This window comes from Singulisphaera photorubra (assembly GCF_045290345.1).
Lineage (GTDB): Bacteria > Planctomycetota > Planctomycetia > Isosphaerales > Isosphaeraceae > Singulisphaera.
The window spans coordinates 7,147,500-7,169,798 of sequence record NZ_CP155447.1 but is presented as its reverse complement, the minus strand read 5'-3'; the positions used below and the strand labels follow the sequence as shown (position 1 = coordinate 7,169,798).

Below are 22,299 nucleotides of genomic sequence, written 5' to 3'. Positions count from 1 at the left end.
CTAACTGCCTCGATATGTAGAAATGGCAAACGGACTGAGGAGCAAAGGCACATGGTAATGCTGGGCCGGATCTTTGAGAGTGAAGCTCAGGCAAACGGAGGAGAAGAAGGATTCTGTTTCGATCTGCTGATAATAGGCGCCGGTATCGATTTCGATCCGGTAGTTCCCAGCCGCCAGCTCGGCCGGGCCCAGGTTCATGATCCGCCCATCCTCATTGCTGACGCCAGAGCCAATGCCAAGCCAACCATTGGGGCCCTGGACTTCCAACCGGACGGACACGCCGATTGCTGGTCGTCCACAGGTCGTGTCGAGAATGTGCGTGGTGATGCGGCTGATGCTCATAATCCCACCATAGGACACGTTTCAGACGAAGCGATGATGATTTCGTCGCCATGATCCGCGAACGACCCGATGGTAATCCGCTGTCATCAAGTAGTACGGCCGGCCCGGCCGTTTTTGCCCTTGGCCACTGACGACAACCGCTAGGACTCGCGCCGACCCTGCCTGGAATGACGGTCAACCCGGTCGTGCGACCATTACACGGCCCAATCCATGGCGTAGCTCAATTCAAGGCGAGGTTTTCCCCGGAGCCCGCGATCTCTCCTTCCTCGCACTCCGCTCTGCAAGAAAACAAAACATCATCAAAGCAACGATCATTATCAGTAAAAATGCAATGATCCGTGGATCGTCCGCTAGCAGAACACCCTTGGGTCGGGTAATGCGAAGCCCGGGTCGGAGGACGTGCAGGGCGGCCAAAGCGATCAGGCCATGGAATCCGGTCGCAAACAGCAGAGCTTGGAGCGCCGGATAAGGTCGTATCCGGTCTCGATGCCACCACAAGCCGGAGCCAATGGCATTGGCGACCGCGAAGCAGACCAGCCATACACCCGCGACTTCGGGGGCTTGCGGCACGAGCACGACGACCCCGACCAGCATCCATACCGTGCCACCGAGCTGACCGCCGAACCAGCCCCCCATGTTCCATTGAAACCGGCCGGGACCTGATAATGGTACTTTGCTCTCCATATCATCCTCATCCGAGTCTTTTCGCCTCGTGAGCTTCTCATTCACGAGTGGCCACTTCGGCCTCGCTTTTCAGTCCCTAACGATGCGACTCTCAATGACCCGGTCATCCCGTCCGAGCCGCAAGACCAACCATTCGGAGTCGATGCTGAGGTAGCCCCGTTCGGGGCCAAGCCAGTACACCAGATTCCAATCCCGAAAGTAGCCCTCACTCGATGGCTCCCCAAGCAGTTGGATCACCTGTTGCCGCGTTTTGCCGTGCAAAAGATGCCCGGCCACAAGCCGGTCAGCCATCTCCAGGCGGACACCCTGAACCACTCGAATGGGATCCTGCCAGGCGATCAGATCGAAATCCCGCCCCTGGTAGAATGACCACGAGCCCCAGACCTGGAAGAGAACAAACAAGGCGGTCAAGACGATCACCCACGTTCGTATCCTCGTCCGCGGGGGGGCCGACCAATCGAGGGAACGCATGCGAGGCAACAAGTCGAGTCCGTCTTGATGCGTTACCGATTTATCTGAGGAAAAAGCCGCCGCAAGGATTGCGCCCCACCCGATCGTGAGGATCATCACGCAGAATCCGCCGACCAAGCCAACGTAGCCGCTCATGGCAAAGCTGAGTGAGCCAGCGAGGCAAGCCACGGGGAGACCCAAGAGGATGATCCTCCCTGAGACTTTGGCCCCCCTCCTGAGTGGGACGCTCCTCCCGAGAAGGAGGGCTGATGGGATGCCGTAGAGCGCGACCCACCCCGAGAGAACGCTCCTCGCGGTGACCGGTTCTCGAGCGAAGGCGGCGGCGGCTCCCAGCGCGCACGCCACGAGTACCACTGCGATTATCAACCACGAGAGCGAGAACCGCACGGCAAGGTGTCGCATGGCCTGGCCTCTCAGAAACCTCGTCCCCGCTTCAATCGTCACGGTCGCAGCGGAACCGGTTCTGAGCCAGGGATCCCGCCCAAAAGGGCCGGCGGAACGGGTCTCCCTGGCGAGAACAAGGCGATCTTACGGCATCGGTGCATCGGGCGCGACTTCCTGGGCCGACCCGATCGCGGCGATCCCATGGACCCCTTTCTTGTCGCGTTGATTCTCGAAATCGAAGAGTGGAGTGAGAGGCACGTAGAGGCGGTTGCCGTCGGTGATAGGCGCGCCCACGTGCTCGTCGTTGTCGTGGGGCCGGTGTCTCCATTTGAGTGTGCCGTCCTTCCGCTTCAGGGCGTAGAGATAACCGTCCCACGAGCCGAAATAGACCGCCGTCGCATCGATCAGGGGAGCGGGGCTCAGGAAGTAATGCTTCTGATCCGGCCCGACCTCCGTCTCATACTCCCAGACCTTCCGGCCGGTCTGAGCGTCGAGGCGGTAGCACCTCCCGTCGCTGGCACTGGCGAAGACCGAACCATCGCAATAGGCCAGGCCGCCGTCGGCCCTCCACTTCGTTGCGAATGCCCATGCGACCTTGCCCGTTCCCGCCTCCAGGGCGTAGATCTTGTGATCCTGGCTACCGAAGAAGACCTTCCCCTCGCCGACAGTCGGCCCACCCGCGATCCATCCCTTCGCCTGGAACGACCAGCGAGCCTCGCCCGTTTTGAGGTCCAATGCCAGGACCCGAGACTGGTCGAACATCGAAATAAAAACATGCATCCCGTCGCTGGCGGCCATACCCGGCCGGGCCGCGTTGTTGCCACCCCGTGCTCGGGCGCCGGGGAAACCCTCCGGGTCGGCCGGGGCGCCGGTCACCACGTCCGCCTTCCAGCGTTCCTTACCCGAACGGGCATCTAACGCATAAACAAATCCGTCCGCTCCACCGACGACCACCAATTCACCGACGACGAGCGGTGAGGACTCGGTCGAACCTCCCTGGATGTCCTTCCGCCAGACCACGGATCCGTCTGTCAGCGAGTGGGCCGTCAGGCCACGGTTCGACGCGCAATAGATCCGGTCGCCGACCACCACCGGGGCGACCATCACGTCCCAGCCGACCTCGGCGACGGTCCAGACAACCGCGCCGTCCTTCAAGCTCAAGGCAAGCAGATCGCCACTCCGGTTGCCCACGATCATCCGATCGCCAGTGACGACAGGCGTTCCAGTATTGGATCCCAGAGCGTCGATCCAGACGGTTGCCGGCCGATCGGGCATCTGGGTTTCGGGATAGGCTCCAGTCCGTTCAGGCCCGCCCCGCGGATAGGTGAAGAGGCTGGCCGCCTTGGGAGTCTTGTCGTCGGCCCGAACTACGACCGACAGCAACAACAGAGCAATGCCCAGACCCGGCGCCGCGATACCCACCGTCCATTTCGCGGCTACCCACAGATTGAGGACCTGATGCTGACCCCAGCGAACCATGGAATGCCCCTTAGATCAGGCGATCGTCGACGATTCGGCCAAGCAACGCTGGGCCCCTTCGACTCTACCGGTGGGGGAGCCGTTTGCAAGACTGATTCGCGGATCGAGCCGAATAGGGAAGGGCAGGGGGGCGCTTCGCTCGTCAAGTCGACTTCATCTTGGCCTGTCGTAGCCTGAGCTTCGGGAACAGCAAGGACGATCCAAGTAAAGTTCAGGCAAATGAAATCTGCGTTCTCCAATCTTATTCACATACAACAAGCAGTTTGGCTCGACAAACTATTTGGTGTCAGATCATCTTGTTTTCGATGTTCTCCTCGGCCACCCAGAAAAACACAACACAAAACATACAATTCCACCCATATTAACTCACTGCCCATTCAAGACTGATGAGGCTGTCAAACTTCCAAGATCCGCTTCAAGGTCGTCATCCCGAGATTCCCACCACTCAGGATCAGACCGACCGACTTGCCTTCCAGTTCGTCGCGTCGCTGGTACGCGCCGGCGACCGCCGCGGCGCCGGCCCCCTCGGCAACCTGGCTCGTCGTTTCGAGCAGGAGGCGGATCGCCGCTTCCAGCTCGGCATCACTCACCAGCATGATCTCGTCGACCAGCTTGGGCAAAAGCTGGAGCGGCAGGTCGAACGGCTCGCGGGTTGCCAGCCCTTCAGCAAATGTGGAGACTTCGTCCGTGCTCACCCGGTGCCCTGCCTTCCACGAGAGGTAGACCGCGGGCGCCCCCTCGGCCTGGACGCCGATGACCTTCGTTTTCGGGTTCACCGCCCTGGCCACAACCGCCGCGCCCAGGACACCGCTTCCGCCCCCGACGGGCACGAATAGGACGTCCAGATCCGGCGCAACCTCGAACAACTCCAACGTATACGTTCCCACGCCAGCGATCAGGAGCGGCTCGTCGGCCGAGTGAACGTAACGCATGCCCTCCTGTCTGGCCCTCGCCTCGGCGGCCCGTCGCGCCTCGTCGAAGTCACGCCCGTGGAGCACGACCTCGGCCCCGAAGGCGCGGGTCGCGGCCACTTTCATCGGGTTGGCCTCCTCGGGCATGTAGATCATCGCCCTGATTCCGAACAGCCGCGCCGCATAGGCGACCGACTGGGCATGGTTGCCCGTCGAGGCGGCCAGCACCCCTCGGGCTTTCTGTTCGTCGTCGAGGGACGAGAGCAGGTTGATCCCGCCCCGCACCTTGAACGCCCCGGTCGGGTTGAGGTTCTCGCATTTGAGATAGGCCCGGCAACCCAACGCCGCATCGAGTGAAGGGCGTTCGAGCGTCGGGGTGGGACGCAAGTAGGGGGCGATCGAGGCCTTGGCTCGCAGGACGTCGGCCAGGGTGGGTGGCGACCAGTTCATAGGTTCCCTTTTGAAGTCACGCGACGCATCGATGAATCTCAACAGGTTCGCCTTCGCTGACAGGCACTCACCCCTCGAAGGTTCGCGCGGTCGATCCCAGCGACCCGTTCGAGCGGGCTGCATTCGGATTCCTCGCCCCCCCTCCCTCTACTGCGCAAGAAAGGGTCGGACACGCTCCCTGAGCAGCTTGTATCCTTCCGGCGAGAAGTGGAGCCTATCCTTGACGAACAGATCGGCAATGGCACTGCCGTCGGGCTTGAGGACCATGTCGTACGTGTCCACGAAACCAACGCGCGGCATTTCCAGGGCCATCTCCCGGATCAGCCGGTTCAGCTCGCGGTATTTATCCGACTCGCCCCATCGTGCGGGCGCGGGGCTGACGCTGATGTAGAGGATCTCCGCCTTGGGGAGGCGTGCGTGAATGGCGTCGACAAAGTCCCTGAAGTCGCGTGCCACGGCCTTGGGGGAGCGGCCGGCATGGATGTCATTGCCACCGGCCCGGAGGAAGATCTGCTTGGGCTCGTGGGGGAAGATTAGGCGGTCGGCGAAGTGGGTGGCATCGACGATCTCGGTGCCGCCGAAGCCGCGGTTGATGACCTTGTGGTCGGGGAAGTCCTCGGCAAGCGTTTCCCATCGCCGGATTGTCGAGGAGCCGATGAAGAGGATTCCCCCCTTGGGAGCCTTGGAGTCGGACGCCTCGTGGGCGGCGACCTCTTTTTCCCATTTCGAGAAGTCGCGGGCTTCGGCATAAGGGCGGGGAACCTCCTGGCCGTGGGCTGGGGGAATGGCCAGCAGGCCGAGCACGATAGCCGACAGCAGGTGTTTCATGGGCGGGGACCTCGGGAGGGGATGACGGCCTGAGTCATCTGGCCGGTCTTGCGGATGAGGTCCATCCTACAAAGCCGGTCGGGGGGCCGCAAAGATCCGGGCCCTCGCGCGCCTGGAACCGAGGACTCGCTCCCCTCGTCTAAGGATTTGTTCTGGCATCCGTTAATCCGATGGCCGGCTCACATCCTTCACTCGCTCGACATCGGGAGGCGACCCATGCGTCTTGCACAGCGTCTGCTCATCGGCGGAGCGGTCTTGCTCGCGACCACGGTCACGGCCACGGCCGCTCGGGCCCAGAATGATCCGGCCGGGCAGGTCAAGGACGTCGCCGGCGGTAAGCCGACGATCGAGCTGGTCTTCGTGATCGACACCACCGGCTCGATGGGCGGCCTGATCGACGGAGCGAAGCAGAAAATCTGGGGCATCGTCAACGAGGTCATGAAGTCGCCCTCGAAGCCGGAAGTCCGGATGGGCCTGGTCGCCTACCGCGATCACGGAGAGGCCTACGTCACGCAGGTCCTCCCCGTCACGCGGGACCTCGACAAGGTCTACAGCACGCTCATGGCCTACAAGGCCGTCGGGGGCGGCGACACCCCGGAGGACGTCCGGCAGGCGCTCGCCGACGGCGTCCACAAGGCCGGCTGGTCGCCCCGCTCCCGCAACATCGCCCAGATCCTTTTCCTGGTCGGGGACGCACCGCCCCACGACGACTACGGCAACGAACCCGACACGATCATCTCGGCGTCGGAAGCTGTGAAGGCCGGGATCATCGTCAACACCATCCAGTGCGGCAATCTGCCAGGGACCGGCGACGTCTGGAGGCGGATCTGTCGCGCGGGCGAGGGGCAATACTTCGCGATCGCCCAGGATGGGGGCGTCGTGGCCATCGCCACGCCGTTCGACGCCGAACTCTCCCAGCTCGGGACCAAGGTCGGGGGGACGTACATGGCCTATGGCGGCAGCATGGGCATGATGAGCGGTATGGCCTTTCGATCGAGCAAGGCCGAAGCCCAGAAGCAGCTCGAGGGGAGATTCGGCCTGGCCGCCCCAGCAACGGCCCGGGCCGAACGGGCGCTCAACAAGGCGATCAACGCCGCGGCCTACGACGATAGCGACCTGATCCAGGGCGTCGAGAACGGGACGGTCAAGCTCGACGCACTGAAGCAGGACGAGCTGCCCGACGAACTCCAGAAGCTCTCGGCCGACGAGCGAAAGAAGGTCATCGCGGGCAAGATCGAAGAGCGCAAGAAGATCCGCGCGCAAATCCTCGAGTTATCGAAGAAACGCGATACGTTTATTTACGAGGAGCGTCAGAAGCAATCCACCAAGAACCCGACGGGGTTCGATCAGGCGGTCAGCGAGGCCCTCAAGGCGCAAATCGCCCGCAAGGGGCTCAAGCTCTGAGCGGCTTCGGCCACCTCGGCAAGCGGCGATTCCTCCCCCGGCGCCCTGATCGAATGCAATGATCCCGAGCATCTCGATCGGCCGGGAGAGGACCAGTAAAAGGCCCGGCATGAATGGAGACTGTCATTCCGACTTCGCCACGTTCCGCTTTTGAAGCTCGATCTCCTCGCGTGTCGTGACGCCGATGATCCAAGAACATTCTACAGCGGTTTACCGTCGAGGGGCGCACGCTCTCGCCGGTTTCAGCCCCAACGGGGCGGGCCAAGGAAGCCCGAAACGCATCGCTAAATCAACACGTCCGCACTCAAAACACCCTAAAATGGCGGCCTAACCCGAGCGACAGCTTTGCGGCGTAGGTCGTACTGGCACAACCCTTTAAGCCGCCCTTTCAGGGCTGCTGATCCTGGTGGCCGAGTCCCCAGGGCGTTGCCCTGGGCTACCTTGGATTGTCCCATTGGGGCCAAATATAAACAACGATCCGCAAAAGAACTAAAGCACCGAAGATTCTTGCGGTTACCGCAACGGGTTGTTTGTAGTAGCACGGCCGGCCCGGCCGTAATTCCCTCGGGGTCGGCGCGGGTCTGAGGAATTGCCCTGGGCCAAGGGGGATACGGCCGGGCCGGCCGTGCTACTGATTCGACCGGACCGGAAATCCCGCGAGATTCTAGCCCAGTCGCGGATCGTTGAATTTAAATAAACCCGTTCCCGGGGATGGCCTTGAAACGATTCAGGTTGCGTTGGCCTCTCTCACCGTGGGAGAGCCGGAGTAGGCGCGGAGGTGAGGAAACCCTCCATTCGATTCAGCGGCCGATCCGGAGTCCAGGCAATCTTTGCCCATATCATCGTTGCAGGCCGGAAGACTTTTCTCATCTTCAGCATTTTGAGGCCAGATTCCTGGGTCAGAGGGGGATGACGTGGCCTTATCGTCAAGCCCCTGCGAGTTCTGATCGAGGGCTCCGCCGCATTGCCCCGGCCCGACCATGAACGATGCTAGGTCCTCGAAATGCGAGACACAGTTGCGTCCCCGCCGCTTGGAGTGGTAGAGAGCCAGGTCGGCCTGATTCAAGAACTCGCCCGCGCCCGCGACCGCGACCGAGGGGGTGAGCGTGGCAACCCCGAAGCTGCCCGTCACACCTCGCAACGGCCAAGCATGACACTCGATATCGGCCCGCAGCCGCTCGGCCACGATCCGTGCGGTGCTGGAATCGGTCCTCGGCAGCAGGACGACGAACTCCTCGCCGCCGTACCGCGCGGTCGCGTCGGAGCTTCGGAGGCTTGCATCAAAGATGCCGGACATGCACCGCAAGACCTCGTCGCCCGCGAGGTGACCATATTCGTCGTTGTACTTCTTGAAAGAATCAATATCAAGCATCAGCAACGAGAGGGGCTGACCGTCACGGATCGCCACTGCGAAGGCCGTCTCGAGCGTCTCTCGGAACCGCCGGCGATTGGCCAGCCCGGTCAAAGCGTCGGTTGCCGCAAGCTCAGCCAGCTCGACGTTCTTCCGCCCCAGCGAAACGTGGGCCTCCTGCAATTCGGCATGAAGCCGTTCGACTCGTTTTCGATCGGCCTCGGCCGCTTCCATCAGCCGCCGCAACTCGGCCTGAACGGCAACCAGGTGGGTCCGCTCCGCACGAAGTGCCGCCAACTGGAAGGCTTCGGATGTGACGTCGCCAATGGTGACCAGGGCCAGCGTCGATTGGCCGGAGAGCAAACGCACCTGGGTCTGCTGCACCATCAGGCTTCCGGGCGGGCCGTGCCGAGTGGGAACGGACAGGAAGTGCTTGTGGATCGCCGCGGAGAAGACGGCGGGGCATCCAGCCTCGAACACCTGCCGGAGCCGCCCCCTCATCCGATTTTCCCTCAGCGTGGGGAAGCGATCACCCAGGTTCATGCCAAGGGCTTCCTCACTCGGAATTCCGGTCCATTCCACGAGGGTCCGATTCCAGACCCAGACGGTCAGGTCGACATCGATCACACAAGCGCCCAGCGGAATCAAGTCGAGGGATTTCGCCAGCCCCGGGATTTCGACCGTCACTCCTGCCTCGTCGGTCATCGGACCTCCCAGGCGTCGGATCCCGTCGCGCAGATCGCCTGCACCAAGACCTCAACTCCATCCCGCGCGAATGCGATCAGAAGAGAGCCCCGGACGGCGAATTGACGAACATGAAAATGGGCGTCGGCCACCAGGAGACCTCTCACGCCCTCTTCGGCGCCGGGCGTCGAGAGGAAGGCCAACTCCGGTTCGCTGTAGAATTCGGGCAAGCCGTAGGAGAGCCGGGCCCCCGTGGCGTTCGCCAGCGAGCCAAGCACCGCGTTGATCATGATGTTGCCGACCTCGGCCAGGATCCCGCTCAACTCGAGGTCGAGCTCGTCCAGGCCGTCCTCCACACCGCCAAGGATCTGCGCCATGCGGAGGCCGCTGTCACGCGGCAACACGAGAACCGCCCGCCCCGAGCAAGGCCCCTCGAAGTCCTGGACGACCGCCACCCCCGCCACTCCCGGCCCCCCGCGTCTGATCCAATCGTCGAACTCATAGATCGCGACCCCTGGTATCGATAGCTCGATCCGGGTCCCCATCAGTTCGCTGAGCGTGGCGGCGGCCCGACCAATGCCAATGTTGATCACCTCCCGGAGCGCATCCTCTTGATACGGATCCAATCTCATCGAAGCTCTCCCACCGATGAGCCCCGGATGGCCCGCTCGATGCAAGGACAGAGTTCTTCGGCGCGGGCTGGCTTGTTCACGAACCCACTGATACCAAGTTCCTCACAGAGAAGACGCGAGCTGGTCTGGATGTCGGCGCTGGCGACCACGACCGGAAGTGCCGATCCTTCACCACGGAGCCGATTCAGAAAACCGGGACCATCAAGGACCGGCATGAGAAGGTCGAGCACAACACAGTCCGGCTTGTGCTCGCGAACGGCCTCCAGGCCAAGCTCGCCATCCGAGGCTTCGACGACCTCATGCCCAGCCGCGCGAAGAATTCGCGCTGTTACGTTGCGGCTAAACCTTGAATCGTCGACCACGAGGACTCTCGCCATCATTCTCTCCCCTGAGCGATTGAACCAGCCGGGATCCTCCCGTTGGCACTTTCGCAGCCAAACCGGCATACCCGCGGAACGGCTCAATGATCATCAAGGGCGACAGACGAATCTGCCTCACGCGAAGACCCCGTCGCCCAAAATTTGTGGACCGGCAACCTGCCAGAGACCGGCCTCCCAGACCAAGGACTCTGGAAACCACCAGATCGACCTGAGCGTCAACGATCGAAAGGTACGACCCGTGAAACCTCCTCGACGAAACCATCCAGGCGAGCGTGGAAAACCAAGCCCCGACACGCCCCTCAGCGCAAGCCAGAACCGACACGCCCCACAAGGGGAGCGTCGGACGATCTTAACACCTCCGGACTTCGCTCTGAATGGCCTGACCCTCGACTTCGGTCGCTCGGAAATGGTTACGGAAGGCTGGCCTGACTGATCACATGGCGACTTCAAGCAAGAAGCCTGCAAGCGATCAAGGAACTACATCACAAAACTCATCCTTGATGACTCAAAGCGTGAATCAGGAAGGCAGTGACTCAGAGGGATCCCCCTCCCATACGCCGCCTGTATGCACTTCACAAGTTTAGAACACTACTAGCCTCTGTCAATCAGGGAAATTCCCGGGGCGGCATGGATTCTCGCAAACCGGCGGGGAATCGGCGAGGATCAATGTTCCCCTTGAAATCGCGACGTGGGAGTCGATTCTGATTCGCCTACCGCCTTGACAATGTCCGGTGCGTCGTGGGTCGGCCCCGGAGCCAGCCCCTTGATTTGCCCCCCATCACCACGGCAACCGCTGTTGCAAAATCAAGAATCAAACAATTCTGGGCGATTCCCCTGACAGGCAAGGTGGTCGTCGGGCCTTGCCTGATGGCTCTGCCACTGTTTCTTTCATCGTGACGCTGGGCCATTTGCGCACGCACGGGCGGGGCGACGCCAGGAATCGCCAGCAGAGCCAATAGGTACCGACATGAAGACGTTTCGTGAATGACTGACCGAACGCACGGCGAAGAACGGAAGTCTGTGGCTTAACGCCAAGAACGCCGTGGTCAACTTGTCGAACATCAATCCACTGATGCAGAAGCAGGCGAAGGCCAAGTCATCGAAACTGCCGAAGGCGAAGCCGGGCATCGGCGTACAGCGTAACCGCTTATGCAGCACCGGATCGACGGGCAAGTGAATTTAGCACTCCCGCCATAAAGCCACCACGTAGCCGTTCATAGGACGGGAGAAGTGAAATCAGGCGGCTTTGATGTCTGACGTGCTGGCCGGCAAGAGAGAAGGGACGGCGTGACCGCGACGATCCGCTTCAAAACACGAGGTCAAGTAGTCCAGGACGTTACGACCCTGTTGCCGAGAGGTCGCCACCACGGTCAGCATCCGTTCCACGAACCGACTCCCCTCCGCGCTGGCCGTCCCGCCGCTGATCCGCCGCCAGATTACCGCATGCCGCAACGAGCGTTCGGCCACGTTGTTCGTCGGCTCCACGCCCCGGACCCGAGCGAACGTCCACAGGCCCTCCTCCACCTTGAGGATCTCGAAGCAGGTCGCGGCCGTCTTGGCGCACGAACTCCGCGATCCCTCCTGAAGGGCCCTCTTGACCTCCCGTCGCAGTCGGCTCATCCGCTCTTGGAACTGGTCCCAGGGCACGGTCCCGTCACGAACCCGGTGCCAGTGCCGGAACAGTCGGTTCGACAATCCGAGCAACCGCTGTCCGACCCGCTCGCTACCACCACCCCGGTCGATCATCGCCTGAAAGTCGCGACGAAGATGCACCATCCGAACGCAATCGATAAACTGCGGGCAACCCTTGTCATTCCGTTCAGGTCCTCAACCCGCCCCTACTCACCTCGCTCTCGCCGTCGATCCTAGACCGGCGGTATCGGCAAGATCATCTTTGGCCTCTCATCAGGAGGTTCATCGATGCGCCGGAATTCCCGCAACCCTCGACCTGCGGGGTGGGCTATCCACTCCGCATTCGTCCCGCGCCATGACGGCCCCCGCCGGCTCGAGCAGGCCATCCGGATCCTGCTCGGCGCCGGGCCGGAGGCCGCCGGCATTCCGTCAACCACTGTGGGGGATATTAATCATGAGAGCTGCCGTTTATGCCAGGGTCTCGACCGCGAAGCAGGGGCGTGACCAGACGATCCTTAGCCAACTCGATGCCCTTCGCGCCTGGGCCCAGGCCAATAGCCATGATCTCAAAGAAGATCACGTTTTATTGATGAAGGATATTCGGGATCACGCCTCGACCGCCCGGCCCTCGACCGACTCCGTGACGCCGCCCGCGAGGGCGAGTTCGATGTCGTCGCTGTCTTCAGTCCGGATCGGCTCGCTCGCCGATACGCCTACCAGATCCTCCTGCTCGAGGAATTCCGCCGTGCCGCCTGCGAAGTCGAATTCGTCCACCGGCCAATCTCAGACGACCCGCACGACCAGCTCCTGCTCCAAATCCAGGGCGCCATCGCCGAGTATGAGCGGGCGGTCCTCGCCGAGCGGTTCCGCCGTGGGAAGATCCAGAAGGCCAAGGACGGTCACTGGATCGCCGGGAAGGCCCCCTACGGCTACCGCTACGTCCCGGCCCGCGACGGCGTCCCGGCGCACCTCGAGGTCGAGGAGGCGGAGGCCGATGTGGTGCGAATCCTCTACCGATGGCTTATCGACGAGAGGATGACCGTCCGACAGATCCTCAAGAGGCTCGCCGAAGGCCCTTGGCGTCCGCGGTGCGGCCGCCGGCTCTGGTCGCCCAGCGTCGTGCATCGGGTCCTGTCCGACCCGGTCTACATCGGCGAAGGCTACCTCAATCGGCATGTGTACGTCGTGCCGCGCAAGCCACGGTCGAAGGGGACCAGGGCGGGCACGGCCACCTGCCGGCGCCCGAGGCCGCGAGAGGAATGGATCCCGATCCGTGCCCCAGCTTTGATCGATACCTCTACGCATCAAGATGCGAAGGAGCAGCTCGCGAGGAACTCGAGCCTGTCGTTCCGCAACAACACCCGCAACAGCTATTTGCTGAGGTGCCTGCTAACCTGCCGGACGTGCGGCCTGGCCATGTTCGGCATCACCACATACGGGGGGGGGCGGGGCAGGCCACGCACCGATACTATAAGTGCCACGGTAAGGACACCGTGGCCCGCGACCGGGCCTGCCGCTGTACCCAGACGCCGGCCAAGGTCGCCGAGCTTGACGCGGCCGTCTGGGACCATGTCAAGTCATTGCTGGAAGACCCCGGGATGCTGGCCGCTCAATTCGAGGGATTTCTGGGAGCGTCACAGGCCCGGGAGGACGGCCAAAGCGAGGTCCGGCGTTGGGAGTTGCAACTGCAACGGCTCGACCGGGAGGAACAACGGCTGGTCGACGCTTATCAAGCTGAGGTGATCGATCTGGCCGAGCTGAAGGCACGTCGCGAGAAAATTCAAGGGCATCGACATGTTCTTGCGACACAGCGTGACCAGGAACAACGACTGCACGCCGAGCGGCAAGAGGCGAAGGCCGTCTGGGCAGACCTCAAGTCGTTCTGCCGACGAGTCTGCGACCGGCTCGACGAGGCGACCTTCACAGAGCGGCAGGGGATCTTGCAGTTGCTGATCGACCGAGTCATAGTCGGGGAAGACTCGCTGGAGATCCGGCACGTGATTCCCCTGGGCCATTCCGGAGGGGAGGCATCACGCCTGGGCCCGGATGAACGGACGGGGCCGAGTCATGGTGAAGGGGGATAGATCTGAAGTCACGTCGGAGGGCCGGCCGAATTGTCGATTGCGTTCGGATGGTGTGAGCCCAGCAGATTTGCCGCCAGGACGCCATGATCCAGTCATAGGCGCTGAATCGGTCGCTGGTGACGACCTGGCCGTCTTGACTGCCCAACAACGCCCGGGCGATCGCGCCACTGCGGTTCTTGGCGATCGTGAAGACAGTGGTCAGGCGAGTCACCGTCACCCACAACCAGACCTTGCGAAGTTGCTCACGCCACGACGTCTCGTCGATGTTCGCCACCTCGGCCTGATGGACCGACAGCGCCAGTTCGTTGTAGGGAGCCTCCAGAGCCGCGGCCGACTGCCGTTCCAGCTTGGCGATCATCCCGGTGGAGATCGACAGGGTAAACAGATCGGAACTGACCTGCTGGATCTGCCGTTTGCTGAGACGATAGGCCCCGGCGAGCATGGCCAGGACGGCTTGAAGGTAAGGGCCGAAACAACCGCTCGGGACACCGGGGGCAGGCGCGCAGGTCGTCTCACCGCATCCGGGACAGGTGAGACGATGAAGTCGATATTCATCGACGAGGGCTCGATCTTGGGCAATTCGGCCACCTGATGGATCAACGGCTCGGGTCGTCGCCCGAAGCCCCTGACCGCATCGGCGACACGCCTCCGGCTTGCAGTGGATGGTCTGGCGCAACTCTCAGGCGGCACCAAGGCACGGTGGGATTTGCGATGTCCCGGTTGCCCACCGCGCTTCTTGCCGCTGGCCGGAGCGGGCGGCCGCCGCTTCAGGCCGATCGGATCAGACGAAGGTGGCTTGGACGAGTTGGTGGAGTTGAGCTTGAGCCGTGCTTCGAGATCGCTGACCCGCGCTTCCAGGTCGGCGTGCCGCTGCTGCATCGCCACAAAGACTGCAGCGATGGCGGCCTGAGCGTCGGGCGGCACCGTACTCCAGAGGTCGTCAGGGATGGGCAGCGGATTCGTCATAACGCAGATATAGTGCCGTCATCGGCAACTTTCAATACCGGACTGTGAACGGCTACGCCACCACTTCGCCGATCTGTCGAGGCTGTGACGAGCGCTACTGGGCATTCGGTCCAACAACCTTGCCTTTCGATCACGGGCATTCGGCACTCAAAAATGGGTGCCTACTTTCCGACATCACCAGATCACCCAGCCCCCCTGGTTTGCTCATTTTAGGTACGTGGCCACTGATTTTTCCTCACCCGCTCGCCCCGTGACGGTGTCTGCGTCATCACAAAGACCGCCTGCGTCGCCACCGTTGGTGGCGTTGCTTTCAAATCGACCGGCGTGGGCCGACAGGGATGATGCAAAAATCGGCGGCACGAACGGCAGCCTTACTGGTACTGGGCCTACCTGCTCGAACGGCGTGTGCACGGGTCGCGGTCCAACGCGAGCCGCAGTCCGGCCACGACCGTCGCGGGTCCGTCCTCGGCGTCCGCATGCCCCCGATCGAGGAGCTGTCGCTGTAGATCCACCATCTCCGGGCAGCACCGCAGCTGCTCTTCGATGGGGAGCCTGGTGTCGAGGCACGCGGGACAGCCGATCAGGTGCCGTTCGCGCCGGCTGCCCGACCAGACCATCCTCGGCTGGGTCGCCTCCAGCAGTCCGAACCCCACCAGGGTCAGGGCGACCACGACAGCCACGGTCGTCGTCATCTCGACGAACAGGTTACGCAACGTTCCCATCATAGCAGCATGCCTCTTAAATATTGCCGGGCCGCGCGCGTCCCGCCTCCGTGGCGGGAGAAAGGACATCATCGGGCCGGTTCTTCGCACGCTTCGCTCGCCGTCGGAACCGCGACCGGCGGGAGTCCATACGGGTCGCGCAGGTTCGCCAGCAGAGCCTTCAGCTCCGGCCCATCGATGCCGTACCCGGCGGTACTGCCGGGCTTGCGGCCTACATCGATTTTCCTCTTCTCCGCAACCGGGGAGAGGGGGGGAGGAAGTCGCACGGCCCGACGGAGCTACGCGAGGATCCCTTTCACCACGTTCCCCTTCACGTCCGTCAGCCGTACGTCACGGCCGGCGTAGCGGTAAGTGAGCTTCTGGTGGTCCAGCCCGAGCAGATGCAGGATGGTGGCGTGCCAGTCGTGGACGTGGACCTTGTCGTCGACGGCCTCGTACCCGTAGTCGTCGGTCCGGCCAAAGGCCAGGCCGCCCCGCACCCCGCCGCCGGCCATCCAGAGGCTGTACCCCTTGGCGTTGTGGTCCCGACCGTCGCTGCCCTGGGCATAGGGGGCGCGGCCGAACTCGCCGCCCCAGATCACCAGCGTGTCCTTCAGCAGGTCGCGGCCCTTCAGGTCCGCCAGCAGCCCAGCGATCGGCTTGTCGACGGCGGCGGCGTTGCGGCCGTGCGCCTCCTTCAACTGCCGGTGCTGGTCCCACCCTCCGTGACACAGCTCGACGAACCGCACGCCGGCCTCGACGAACCGCCTGGCCAGCAGGCACTGGCGGGCGAAGTCGTCGGTCGCCTGATCGCCCATGCCGTACAGCCGGCGGGTCGCCTCGGTCTCGCCCGACAGGTCCATCAGCTTCGGCAGCGCCCCCTGCATTCGGAACGCCAGTTCATACGAGTCGATCACCCCCTCCAACTCCGGGCTGACGATCTCCCGCTCTAGCGCCCGGCGGTTGACCGACTGGAGGAAGTCGAGCTGGAGCCGCTGGGCGGCCGTGCTGCTCCGGGGGTTGGTGGCATTGGCGATCGCGGCGTCCGCGACCGGCCGGTTGCTGAACCCGATCCGCGTCCCCTGGTACGCGGCCGGCAGGAAGGACGACCCGTAGTTCAACGGACCGCAGAGGTTGGCCGGCGGGCTGATCGTCACGAACCCGGGCAGGTCCTGATTCTCGGTCCCGAGCCCGTAGAGGGTCCAGGCCCCGACGCTCGGTCGGCGGAACTGGAACGCCCCTGTGTGCATCTGCGCGAACGCCTGCGGGTGGTTCGGCAGGTCGGTCTGCATGCTGTTGATCACGCACAGGTCGTCCGCGTGCCTGGCGACCTGGGGGAACAACTCGCTGATCCAGAGCCCGGACTGGCCGTGCCGGTTGAACTTCCAAGCCGACGGCATCAGCTGGCCGCCGCGGGCCCCGTCGCCGAACCGTCGGCCGGCGTCGATAGCCAGCTTCGGCTTGTGGTCGAAGGTGTCGACGTGCGACGGCCCGCCCTCCATGCAGAGGAAGATCACCCGCTTGGCCCGGGCCGGGAACTGGGGCAGCTTCGGAGCGAGCGGTCCGACCGCGGTCGTCGGACGCGCACGCTCCGCCGACCACGTGGACAGCCCCGCGAACGCCAGGTAGCCGAACCCGGATGCGGCGGCCTTGAGTGCCGCCCGGCGAGAAAGCAACAAAGGAGTGGAGTCCGTCATGACAAGCCTCTCGATAAATAGGGGCCGCCTCGGCGGAAGCGGGGTCTTACCCTTCGTAACTTCGTGGTGAGGACGAACACCGACGATTCGCCCTCGCCTCCACCCGGCTCAGTTCAAGTACAGGAACTCCGCGCTACCGAGCAGCGCCTGGAGGAATGCGGTCCAGGCGTCCCGCCTGGGCTCGGCGGCGTTGGTCACGCTGGCCGCGTAGTCATTCAGGAACCGCTCGGCCGCAGCCTGTTCATCGGCGGCCGGCGGGCGGTTCAGGACTGTCAGGTACGCGTGGCGGACCCGTTGCCGCTCGTCCGACACCTCGCGGATCATCTGACTCGCGGCCGCATCGGCCGCGTTGATCACGAACGGGCTGTTCATCATGTATAACGACTGGCTCGGCACGCTGGTCGTCGCCCGCTGCCCGGTCACCAGGCTCGGCTCGGCGAAGTCGAACGCGGCGAGCGCGTCCGGGAGATGGTCCCGCACGACCGGCAGGTAGACCGACCGGACGTTGAGCCGATCGATCTTCTGGCTGAACCGCAGCATCACGGCCGACGGTCCGTTGCCGACCTCCGCCACCAGCGAACCGACCGGCGGGGCCACATCCAACTTGCCGGCCACCACGAGCATCGCGTCGCGGAGGCCCTCGGCGTCCAGCCGGCGGTAGGCCGCCCGCCAAACCAGCGTGTTCTCCGGATCGATCTCCTGGTTACGAGCGTCGTACGCGGACGCCAGCCCGTACGCCCGGGTCAGCACCAGCCGGCGGACCAACCGCTTGGTCGACCACCCGTCGGCCATGAACTGCACGGCCAGGGCGTCGAGCAGGGGCTGATTCGTCGGCGCGGTACCGCTGGCCCCGAAGTTGTCCGGCGTCGGCACCAAACCCTGTCCGAATAGGTGCAGCCAGACCCGGTTCACCCAGACCCGGGCGGTCAGCGGGTTCTTGTCGGACCCGAGGAATTCGGCGACTTCCAGCCGACCCGATCCGTGCGACCCTACCCGCCCGTCGCCGGCTGCCAGCACCTGCGGCAGCCCGCGCGGGACGACCTCGTCAGGCGCGTCCGGCTCGCCTCGGGTGTAGAGCGGGCTGTCGGCCGATTGGCGGCGATCGCGGGCGGCCATCGCCAGCGGCCTGGGTTTCCCGTCGGCGCCGAAGTTCGCCAGCCGGGCCTCGAGCAGGTGGACCTGGGCCTGCCGGCGGAGGTACTCAGCGTTCCCCTGGGTCGCCTGCCGCCCGCCGCGGGCGATCTCGCGCTGTCGTGTCTGCAGCGACTCAAGCTGCCGCTCCAGGTCGGCCCGGGCATCGGGCGACAGTCTCTGGCTGGTCACGGGTGGGTTCGCCCCGGCCGGCAGCTCCAGCAGCTCGGTCGTGCGGCGATTGTTCTGGATCACCAGGGTGGTCCCGAACAGCGTGTCGGTGCTGCGGAAGATGCCGGCCAGTGCGTAATAGTCACGCTGCGGGATGGGGTCGAACTTGTGGTCGTGGCACCGAGCGCAAGCCACTGTGAGCCCGAGGAACGCCTGCGTGGTCGCGTCGATCTGCTCGTCGGCCAGCTCCAGCTCGAACTGGAGCCGGGACCGCTCGTTGTGCGACTTAGGGCCGATCGCCAGGAACCCCGTCGCCACAGCCCGCTCGGCCCGCTGCCGGTCGTCCTCGGCCGGCATCAGGTCGCCCGCGACCTGCTCCATTGCGAAGAGGTTGAAAGGCTTGTCGGCGTTGAAGCTGTCGACGACATAGTCGCGGTACCTCCAGGCGTGCGGATAGTTGAGGTTGATCTGCTTGCCGCTCGACTCGGCGTACCTGGCGACATCAAGCCAATATCGGCCCCACCGCTCGCCGAACGCCGACGATTCAAGCAGCCGGTCGACCACCTTCTCCACCGCACCGGGCGACTTGTCGGCCAGGAACGCCTCGACCTCGGCCGGCTTCGGCGGCAGCCCGGTCAGGTCGAAGCTGAAACGCCGGAGCAGCGCGGGCCGGTCGGCGTCGCCCACCGGCCGCACCCCCTTGGCTTCCATCGCCGCCAGCAGGAACCGGTCGACATCCGACCGCGGCCACGCCGCGTCCTTCGCCGGCGGGGGGGGAACCGCCCTGGGCGGCTGGAACGCCCAGAACCGCCGGCCCTTCTCGATGTCGACGTCGCTGCGGACGACGGCCTTGCCGTCTCGAGGATCGGCTGCCCCAGACCGCACCCACTGCTCCAGGTCGGCAACCACCTCGGCCGGCAGCCGGTGCTTCGGCGGCATCCGGAGATTTTCGTCCTCGTACCGGATTGCCTCAACCATCAGGCTGGCCTCGGGGTCGCCGGGGACAACGGCCGGCCCCTTCTCCCCGCCGCGTCGAGTCCCCTCTCGGGTGTCCAGCAGCAAACCGCCCCTGACCTTCTTCGCCTCGGCCGAGTGACATTCGTAGCAATGCTGGACGAGGACCGGGCGGACCTTCTTCTCGAAGAACGCGACCTGATCCGCAACTGGCGACCGGTCGGCGATCTTCTCGGGGGCCTTCTCCGACGCCCTCGCCGGCGGCGCTGCGGGCCGGCCCGGTGGGTTGCCGCCGCGCATCGCGGCCAAGCGCAGGAACTCGGGGGGCGAGAGCGACCCGTCCCGGTCTGCGTCGAGCACCCCGAACACCCGGTCCGCCCGTTGCGGGTCGTCCCGCAACCGGGGCGCGTTGGCGGCCACGAGTTGGAACTCCTGCTTGCTCACCTTGCCATCGCCGTCGGTGTCGGCCCGGTGGAACACCTCCTCCGGGTCGAACGTCGGGCGAGTTGGCGGGTCTTCCCCTCGGGCCGACGCGGCGGCCAGTGCGAAGGTCGCCAACAGCACTGGCATCCTCGGTATCACGTGGATCGCGCTCATGGGATTCGTCCTTTCCTCGGACGTGCGGAGTCGTGGCGGCTCAGAAGCCGACGGGATTGCTCAGTCTTTGGCCGGCTTCGGGATAATCTGAGGCGACCGCTGCGGTGTCGGCCGCGGCCGGTCTCCGACCTGCGGCGCGAGCCACCGCATCGCCAGTACCCGGCGACGCTGCGGCTCGTTTTCGCGGGTGTAGATCTCGTACGGTGCCTCCAGGTGCCCCTCCAACTCGAACAGCCTGTCATCGCGCATCTGCGTGTCGATCAGCGTGTACGTAACCGTCGCGAACGGCTGGCCCATCCGCGTCCGCTCCAGCACCAGCTTGCGGACTACCCTGGTCTCGGCGTCGAACTCCAGGCGGGCACCCCGGAGTTCCGGGTGCGTATGGCCCGGCTTCGGCGTCGCGCGGATGGCGACCGTCGTGCCGGGCTGGCCGGGGTCCGGTTGCTCGCGGCGCAAGTCGAAGTCCCGCAGGACTTCGCCCAGCAGCATGTCCGGCTGCATACTCCAGACATCGAAACTCACCTTGAGCCAACCGGGAAGTTCGTCCGGTCCAAACCGGATCCCGCGGCGCGACCCGAACGCCATCCAGACGTTCCCCCGGTCGTCCCGGCCCCACGCCCAGCGCCGCTGGGGGTCGACGGATTCGAGCCAGAACCGGTCCCCGCGCGTCCAGAGCCGGGTGAGCCGGGCCTGGGTCGTCATCGGGTACGCCTCTTGCAGCAGTTCCGAGTCCTGGCGCACCTCCACGAGATAGCAGCGGTCGACGGGGATCCGGTGGATCCGCCGCGCCTCGCGGACGATCGCCTCGGCACTGGCCTGGACCGGCGACACCTGGGATCCGAAGACGAACGCCAGCACGACCGCAGCCGCAGCCGCGGCCCCCCACGCCAGCCTGCGGAACGGGCGGGCCGCCGGAAAACGCAGGAGGTGATGGCGGGCCGTGCGGGTAGCGCCCCAGGCGGCGAGAGGCTCTTCGGCCTCGTTCCGCATGCTCCGCCGGACCCGCTCGAACAGCGGCCGCGGGTCGACGGAGTCGGCCCTGCGGTCCAAATCCGCCCGCACCAGCGTCTCCAGCGTCTGCTCGAATTCGGACTCGGACCCGCTCATCGCATCATCCCCTTGCTCTGACACCTGCTCTTCTTCCGATTCCGAGTCGTCGTCTTTGACTCCTCTTCTCATCAGATCAACCTCACTCGCCGAGGAACTTCCCGATCCGCCGCGTCAGCGCCTGCCGCCCCCGGTGGATCAGTACCCCCGCGTGGTTTGGCGTCACCCCCAGCGCCTCGGCGATCTCCTGGAGCGAATGTCCCATGCTCTTGAGCTCGATCGCCGCCCGCTGTGACGGCGGCAACTCGTCCAGCCCCCGCCCGATTGCCTCCTGCAACTCGCGGTGCTCCAACTGTTTCCACGGCTCTGCCGCCGACCGGTCCGCGAGCTCCGCCGACCGACGGGCGTCGTCTTCCCACTGGTCGTACGACCCGACCGGCCCGCGGCCGCGCGAGATGTCGATGCAGGCGTTCGTTATTGCCCGGAAGAGCAGCCGCGTCCCGTCCCGCGGCAGGTCGTACACGTCCGCCTTCCGCAGCAGCCGACAGTAACAATCGTGGACGACGTCCTCGGCCGACGCCCGGTTGCGAAGTAGCCCGGCCGCGTACGCGACCGCGCGTGGGAGCGTGGACAGCACCCAGGCGTCGGCGTCGCCAGGATCGCCGGCCTCATCAGGCTCATTGTTCAGTCCCGCTCGCTTGCTCAAACGGCCACCGTCCCGGTCAACCCATCCACCGGTGCATCTCCCCGGCCCGTTCGAGCCTTCAATCTACTCAACGAACCGGACGGCCATTTCTTACAATCCTCCTCATCCCTTCTTTTCCCCCTTGATTTGCTCCCCATCGCCACGGCGACCTCTGTTGCAAAATTAACAACGACCCGATACAGGGCTAGGAAGCCTCTCGCTACTCGTTCCCACGGTCCCCCGTGGGAATGAAGTCTTGGACGCTCTCAGGTTGTGAATTTTTCATGGGTCGTTCCCGCTATTGAGCCTCAGATCATGGCGGCCGACGGGCTTCAACACGGACTTGAGACTCATTAGGGGCATCGAAATAGTGCGCGTCTGAACATGCACGACAGTTGTCGTATAAAAAATTCACAGCCTCTCTGCGTCCTCGGCTTTCGAGGGCCAGACAACGCGGAGCGTCGGGGACGGCATTCCCACGGGGGACCGTGGGAACGAGGAGGATTCCAGCCTGGGCGATTCCCCTGACAGGCAAAGGTGGTCGCCGGGCCTTGCCTGGTGGCTATGCCACTGTTTCTTTCATCGTGACGCTGGGCCATGCGCACGCACGGGCGGGGCGACGCCAAGAATCGCC

The 22,299-nt window shown here is 64.3% G+C and carries 20 protein-coding genes and 1 pseudogene; 3 read left to right on the top strand and 18 right to left on the bottom strand.

The features are described 5' to 3' along the window. The 6 genes from uraH to V5E97_RS27005 all read right to left on the bottom strand — a co-directional run bounded on the left by uraH (window position 1) and on the right by V5E97_RS27005 (window position 5,549). Entirely contained in the window at window positions 1–342 is a 342-nt protein-coding gene (gene uraH, locus V5E97_RS27030; RefSeq protein ID WP_406694678.1) for a hydroxyisourate hydrolase, read from the bottom strand. Window positions 343–567: 225 nt separating this feature from the next. Beyond that, complete coding sequence (locus V5E97_RS27025; protein WP_406694677.1) at window positions 568–1,071, bottom strand: hypothetical protein; 504 nt, start codon at window positions 1,069–1,071, stop codon at window positions 568–570. A gap of 24 nt (window positions 1,072–1,095) precedes the next feature. After that, window positions 1,096–1,899, bottom strand: coding sequence for a hypothetical protein (locus tag V5E97_RS27020; protein ID WP_406694676.1), 804 nt, complete (start codon window positions 1,897–1,899; stop codon window positions 1,096–1,098). 126 nt (window positions 1,900–2,025) lie between these two features. Beyond that, window positions 2,026–3,360 carry an outer membrane protein assembly factor BamB family protein gene (locus V5E97_RS27015; protein WP_406694675.1) on the bottom strand — a complete coding sequence of 445 codons (1,335 nt, stop codon included), beginning with the start codon at window positions 3,358–3,360 and terminating at the stop codon, window positions 2,026–2,028. A 395-nt stretch (window positions 3,361–3,755) separates the two neighbouring features. Continuing rightward, complete coding sequence (locus V5E97_RS27010; RefSeq protein ID WP_406694674.1) at window positions 3,756–4,721, bottom strand: threonine ammonia-lyase; 966 nt, start codon at window positions 4,719–4,721, stop codon at window positions 3,756–3,758. A 147-nt stretch (window positions 4,722–4,868) separates the two neighbouring features. Beyond that, on the bottom strand, window positions 4,869–5,549 hold the full coding sequence (locus V5E97_RS27005; RefSeq protein WP_406694673.1) for a GDSL-type esterase/lipase family protein: 681 nt from the start codon (window positions 5,547–5,549) through the stop codon (window positions 4,869–4,871). A 216-nt stretch (window positions 5,550–5,765) separates the two neighbouring features. Between V5E97_RS27005 and V5E97_RS27000 the strand changes: the two genes are divergently transcribed. After that, window positions 5,766–6,953: a vWA domain-containing protein gene (locus tag V5E97_RS27000; protein WP_406694672.1), complete on the top strand. Its 1,188-nt coding sequence runs from the start codon at window positions 5,766–5,768 to the stop codon at window positions 6,951–6,953. A 727-nt stretch (window positions 6,954–7,680) separates the two neighbouring features. On the opposite strand, the gene V5E97_RS26995 is transcribed toward V5E97_RS27000, so the two are convergent. The 4 genes from V5E97_RS26995 to V5E97_RS26980 form a co-directional block, all read right to left on the bottom strand. Next, window positions 7,681–9,009 carry a sensor domain-containing diguanylate cyclase gene (locus tag V5E97_RS26995; RefSeq protein ID WP_406694671.1) on the bottom strand — a complete coding sequence of 443 codons (1,329 nt, stop codon included), beginning with the start codon at window positions 9,007–9,009 and terminating at the stop codon, window positions 7,681–7,683. Further along, window positions 9,006–9,620: a chemotaxis protein CheC gene (locus V5E97_RS26990; protein ID WP_406694670.1), complete on the bottom strand. Its 615-nt coding sequence runs from the start codon at window positions 9,618–9,620 to the stop codon at window positions 9,006–9,008. The genes V5E97_RS26995 and V5E97_RS26990 overlap by 4 nt, the downstream gene beginning before the upstream one ends. Then, window positions 9,617–10,000, bottom strand: a complete 384-nt coding sequence (locus V5E97_RS26985) for a response regulator (RefSeq protein WP_406694669.1) — start codon at window positions 9,998–10,000, stop codon at window positions 9,617–9,619. Before V5E97_RS26985 ends, V5E97_RS26990 begins: the two co-directional genes overlap by 4 nt. A 1,236-nt stretch (window positions 10,001–11,236) precedes the next feature. Further along, entirely contained in the window at window positions 11,237–11,776 is a 540-nt protein-coding gene (locus V5E97_RS26980) for an IS66 family transposase (protein WP_406694668.1), read from the bottom strand. 144 nt (window positions 11,777–11,920) lie between these two features. On the opposite strand from V5E97_RS26980, the gene V5E97_RS26975 reads away from it, so the two are divergent. Continuing rightward, window positions 11,921–12,136 carry a hypothetical protein gene (locus V5E97_RS26975; protein ID WP_406694667.1) on the top strand — a complete coding sequence of 72 codons (216 nt, stop codon included), beginning with the start codon at window positions 11,921–11,923 and terminating at the stop codon, window positions 12,134–12,136. A gap of 81 nt (window positions 12,137–12,217) precedes the next feature. Continuing rightward, complete coding sequence (locus V5E97_RS26970) at window positions 12,218–13,375, top strand: recombinase family protein (RefSeq protein ID WP_406701222.1); 1,158 nt, start codon at window positions 12,218–12,220, stop codon at window positions 13,373–13,375. 219 nt (window positions 13,376–13,594) lie between these two features. On the opposite strand, the gene V5E97_RS26965 is transcribed toward V5E97_RS26970, so the two are convergent. From V5E97_RS26965 to V5E97_RS26930, 8 genes and pseudogenes are all read right to left on the bottom strand, one after another. After that, the gene (locus V5E97_RS26965) at window positions 13,595–14,392 is read right to left on the bottom strand and encodes an IS66 family transposase (protein ID WP_406694666.1); all 798 of its coding nucleotides are present in this window, start codon (window positions 14,390–14,392) and stop codon (window positions 13,595–13,597) included. Window positions 14,393–14,472: 80 nt separating this feature from the next. Then, a pseudogene (locus tag V5E97_RS26960) lies at window positions 14,473–14,595 on the bottom strand (DUF6444 domain-containing protein); the annotation flags it as partial. Window positions 14,596–15,068: 473 nt separating this feature from the next. Further along, the gene (locus tag V5E97_RS26955; RefSeq protein WP_406694665.1) at window positions 15,069–15,407 is read right to left on the bottom strand and encodes a hypothetical protein; all 339 of its coding nucleotides are present in this window, start codon (window positions 15,405–15,407) and stop codon (window positions 15,069–15,071) included. A 65-nt stretch (window positions 15,408–15,472) separates the two neighbouring features. Further along, complete coding sequence (locus tag V5E97_RS26950; protein ID WP_406694664.1) at window positions 15,473–15,670, bottom strand: hypothetical protein; 198 nt, start codon at window positions 15,668–15,670, stop codon at window positions 15,473–15,475. Between the two features lie 12 nt (window positions 15,671–15,682). Next, window positions 15,683–17,080 (bottom strand): DUF1501 domain-containing protein, encoded by a 1,398-nt coding sequence (locus tag V5E97_RS26945; RefSeq protein ID WP_406694663.1) that lies wholly within the window; start codon window positions 17,078–17,080, stop codon window positions 15,683–15,685. 108 nt (window positions 17,081–17,188) lie between these two features. Then, on the bottom strand, window positions 17,189–19,933 hold the full coding sequence (locus tag V5E97_RS26940; RefSeq protein WP_406694662.1) for a DUF1549 domain-containing protein: 2,745 nt from the start codon (window positions 19,931–19,933) through the stop codon (window positions 17,189–17,191). Window positions 19,934–19,993: 60 nt separating this feature from the next. After that, window positions 19,994–21,112 (bottom strand): hypothetical protein, encoded by a 1,119-nt coding sequence (locus V5E97_RS26935; protein ID WP_406694661.1) that lies wholly within the window; start codon window positions 21,110–21,112, stop codon window positions 19,994–19,996. 10 nt (window positions 21,113–21,122) lie between these two features. After that, the gene (locus V5E97_RS26930) at window positions 21,123–21,686 is read right to left on the bottom strand and encodes an RNA polymerase sigma factor (protein ID WP_406694660.1); all 564 of its coding nucleotides are present in this window, start codon (window positions 21,684–21,686) and stop codon (window positions 21,123–21,125) included. Window positions 21,687–22,299: the final 613 nt, after the last annotated feature.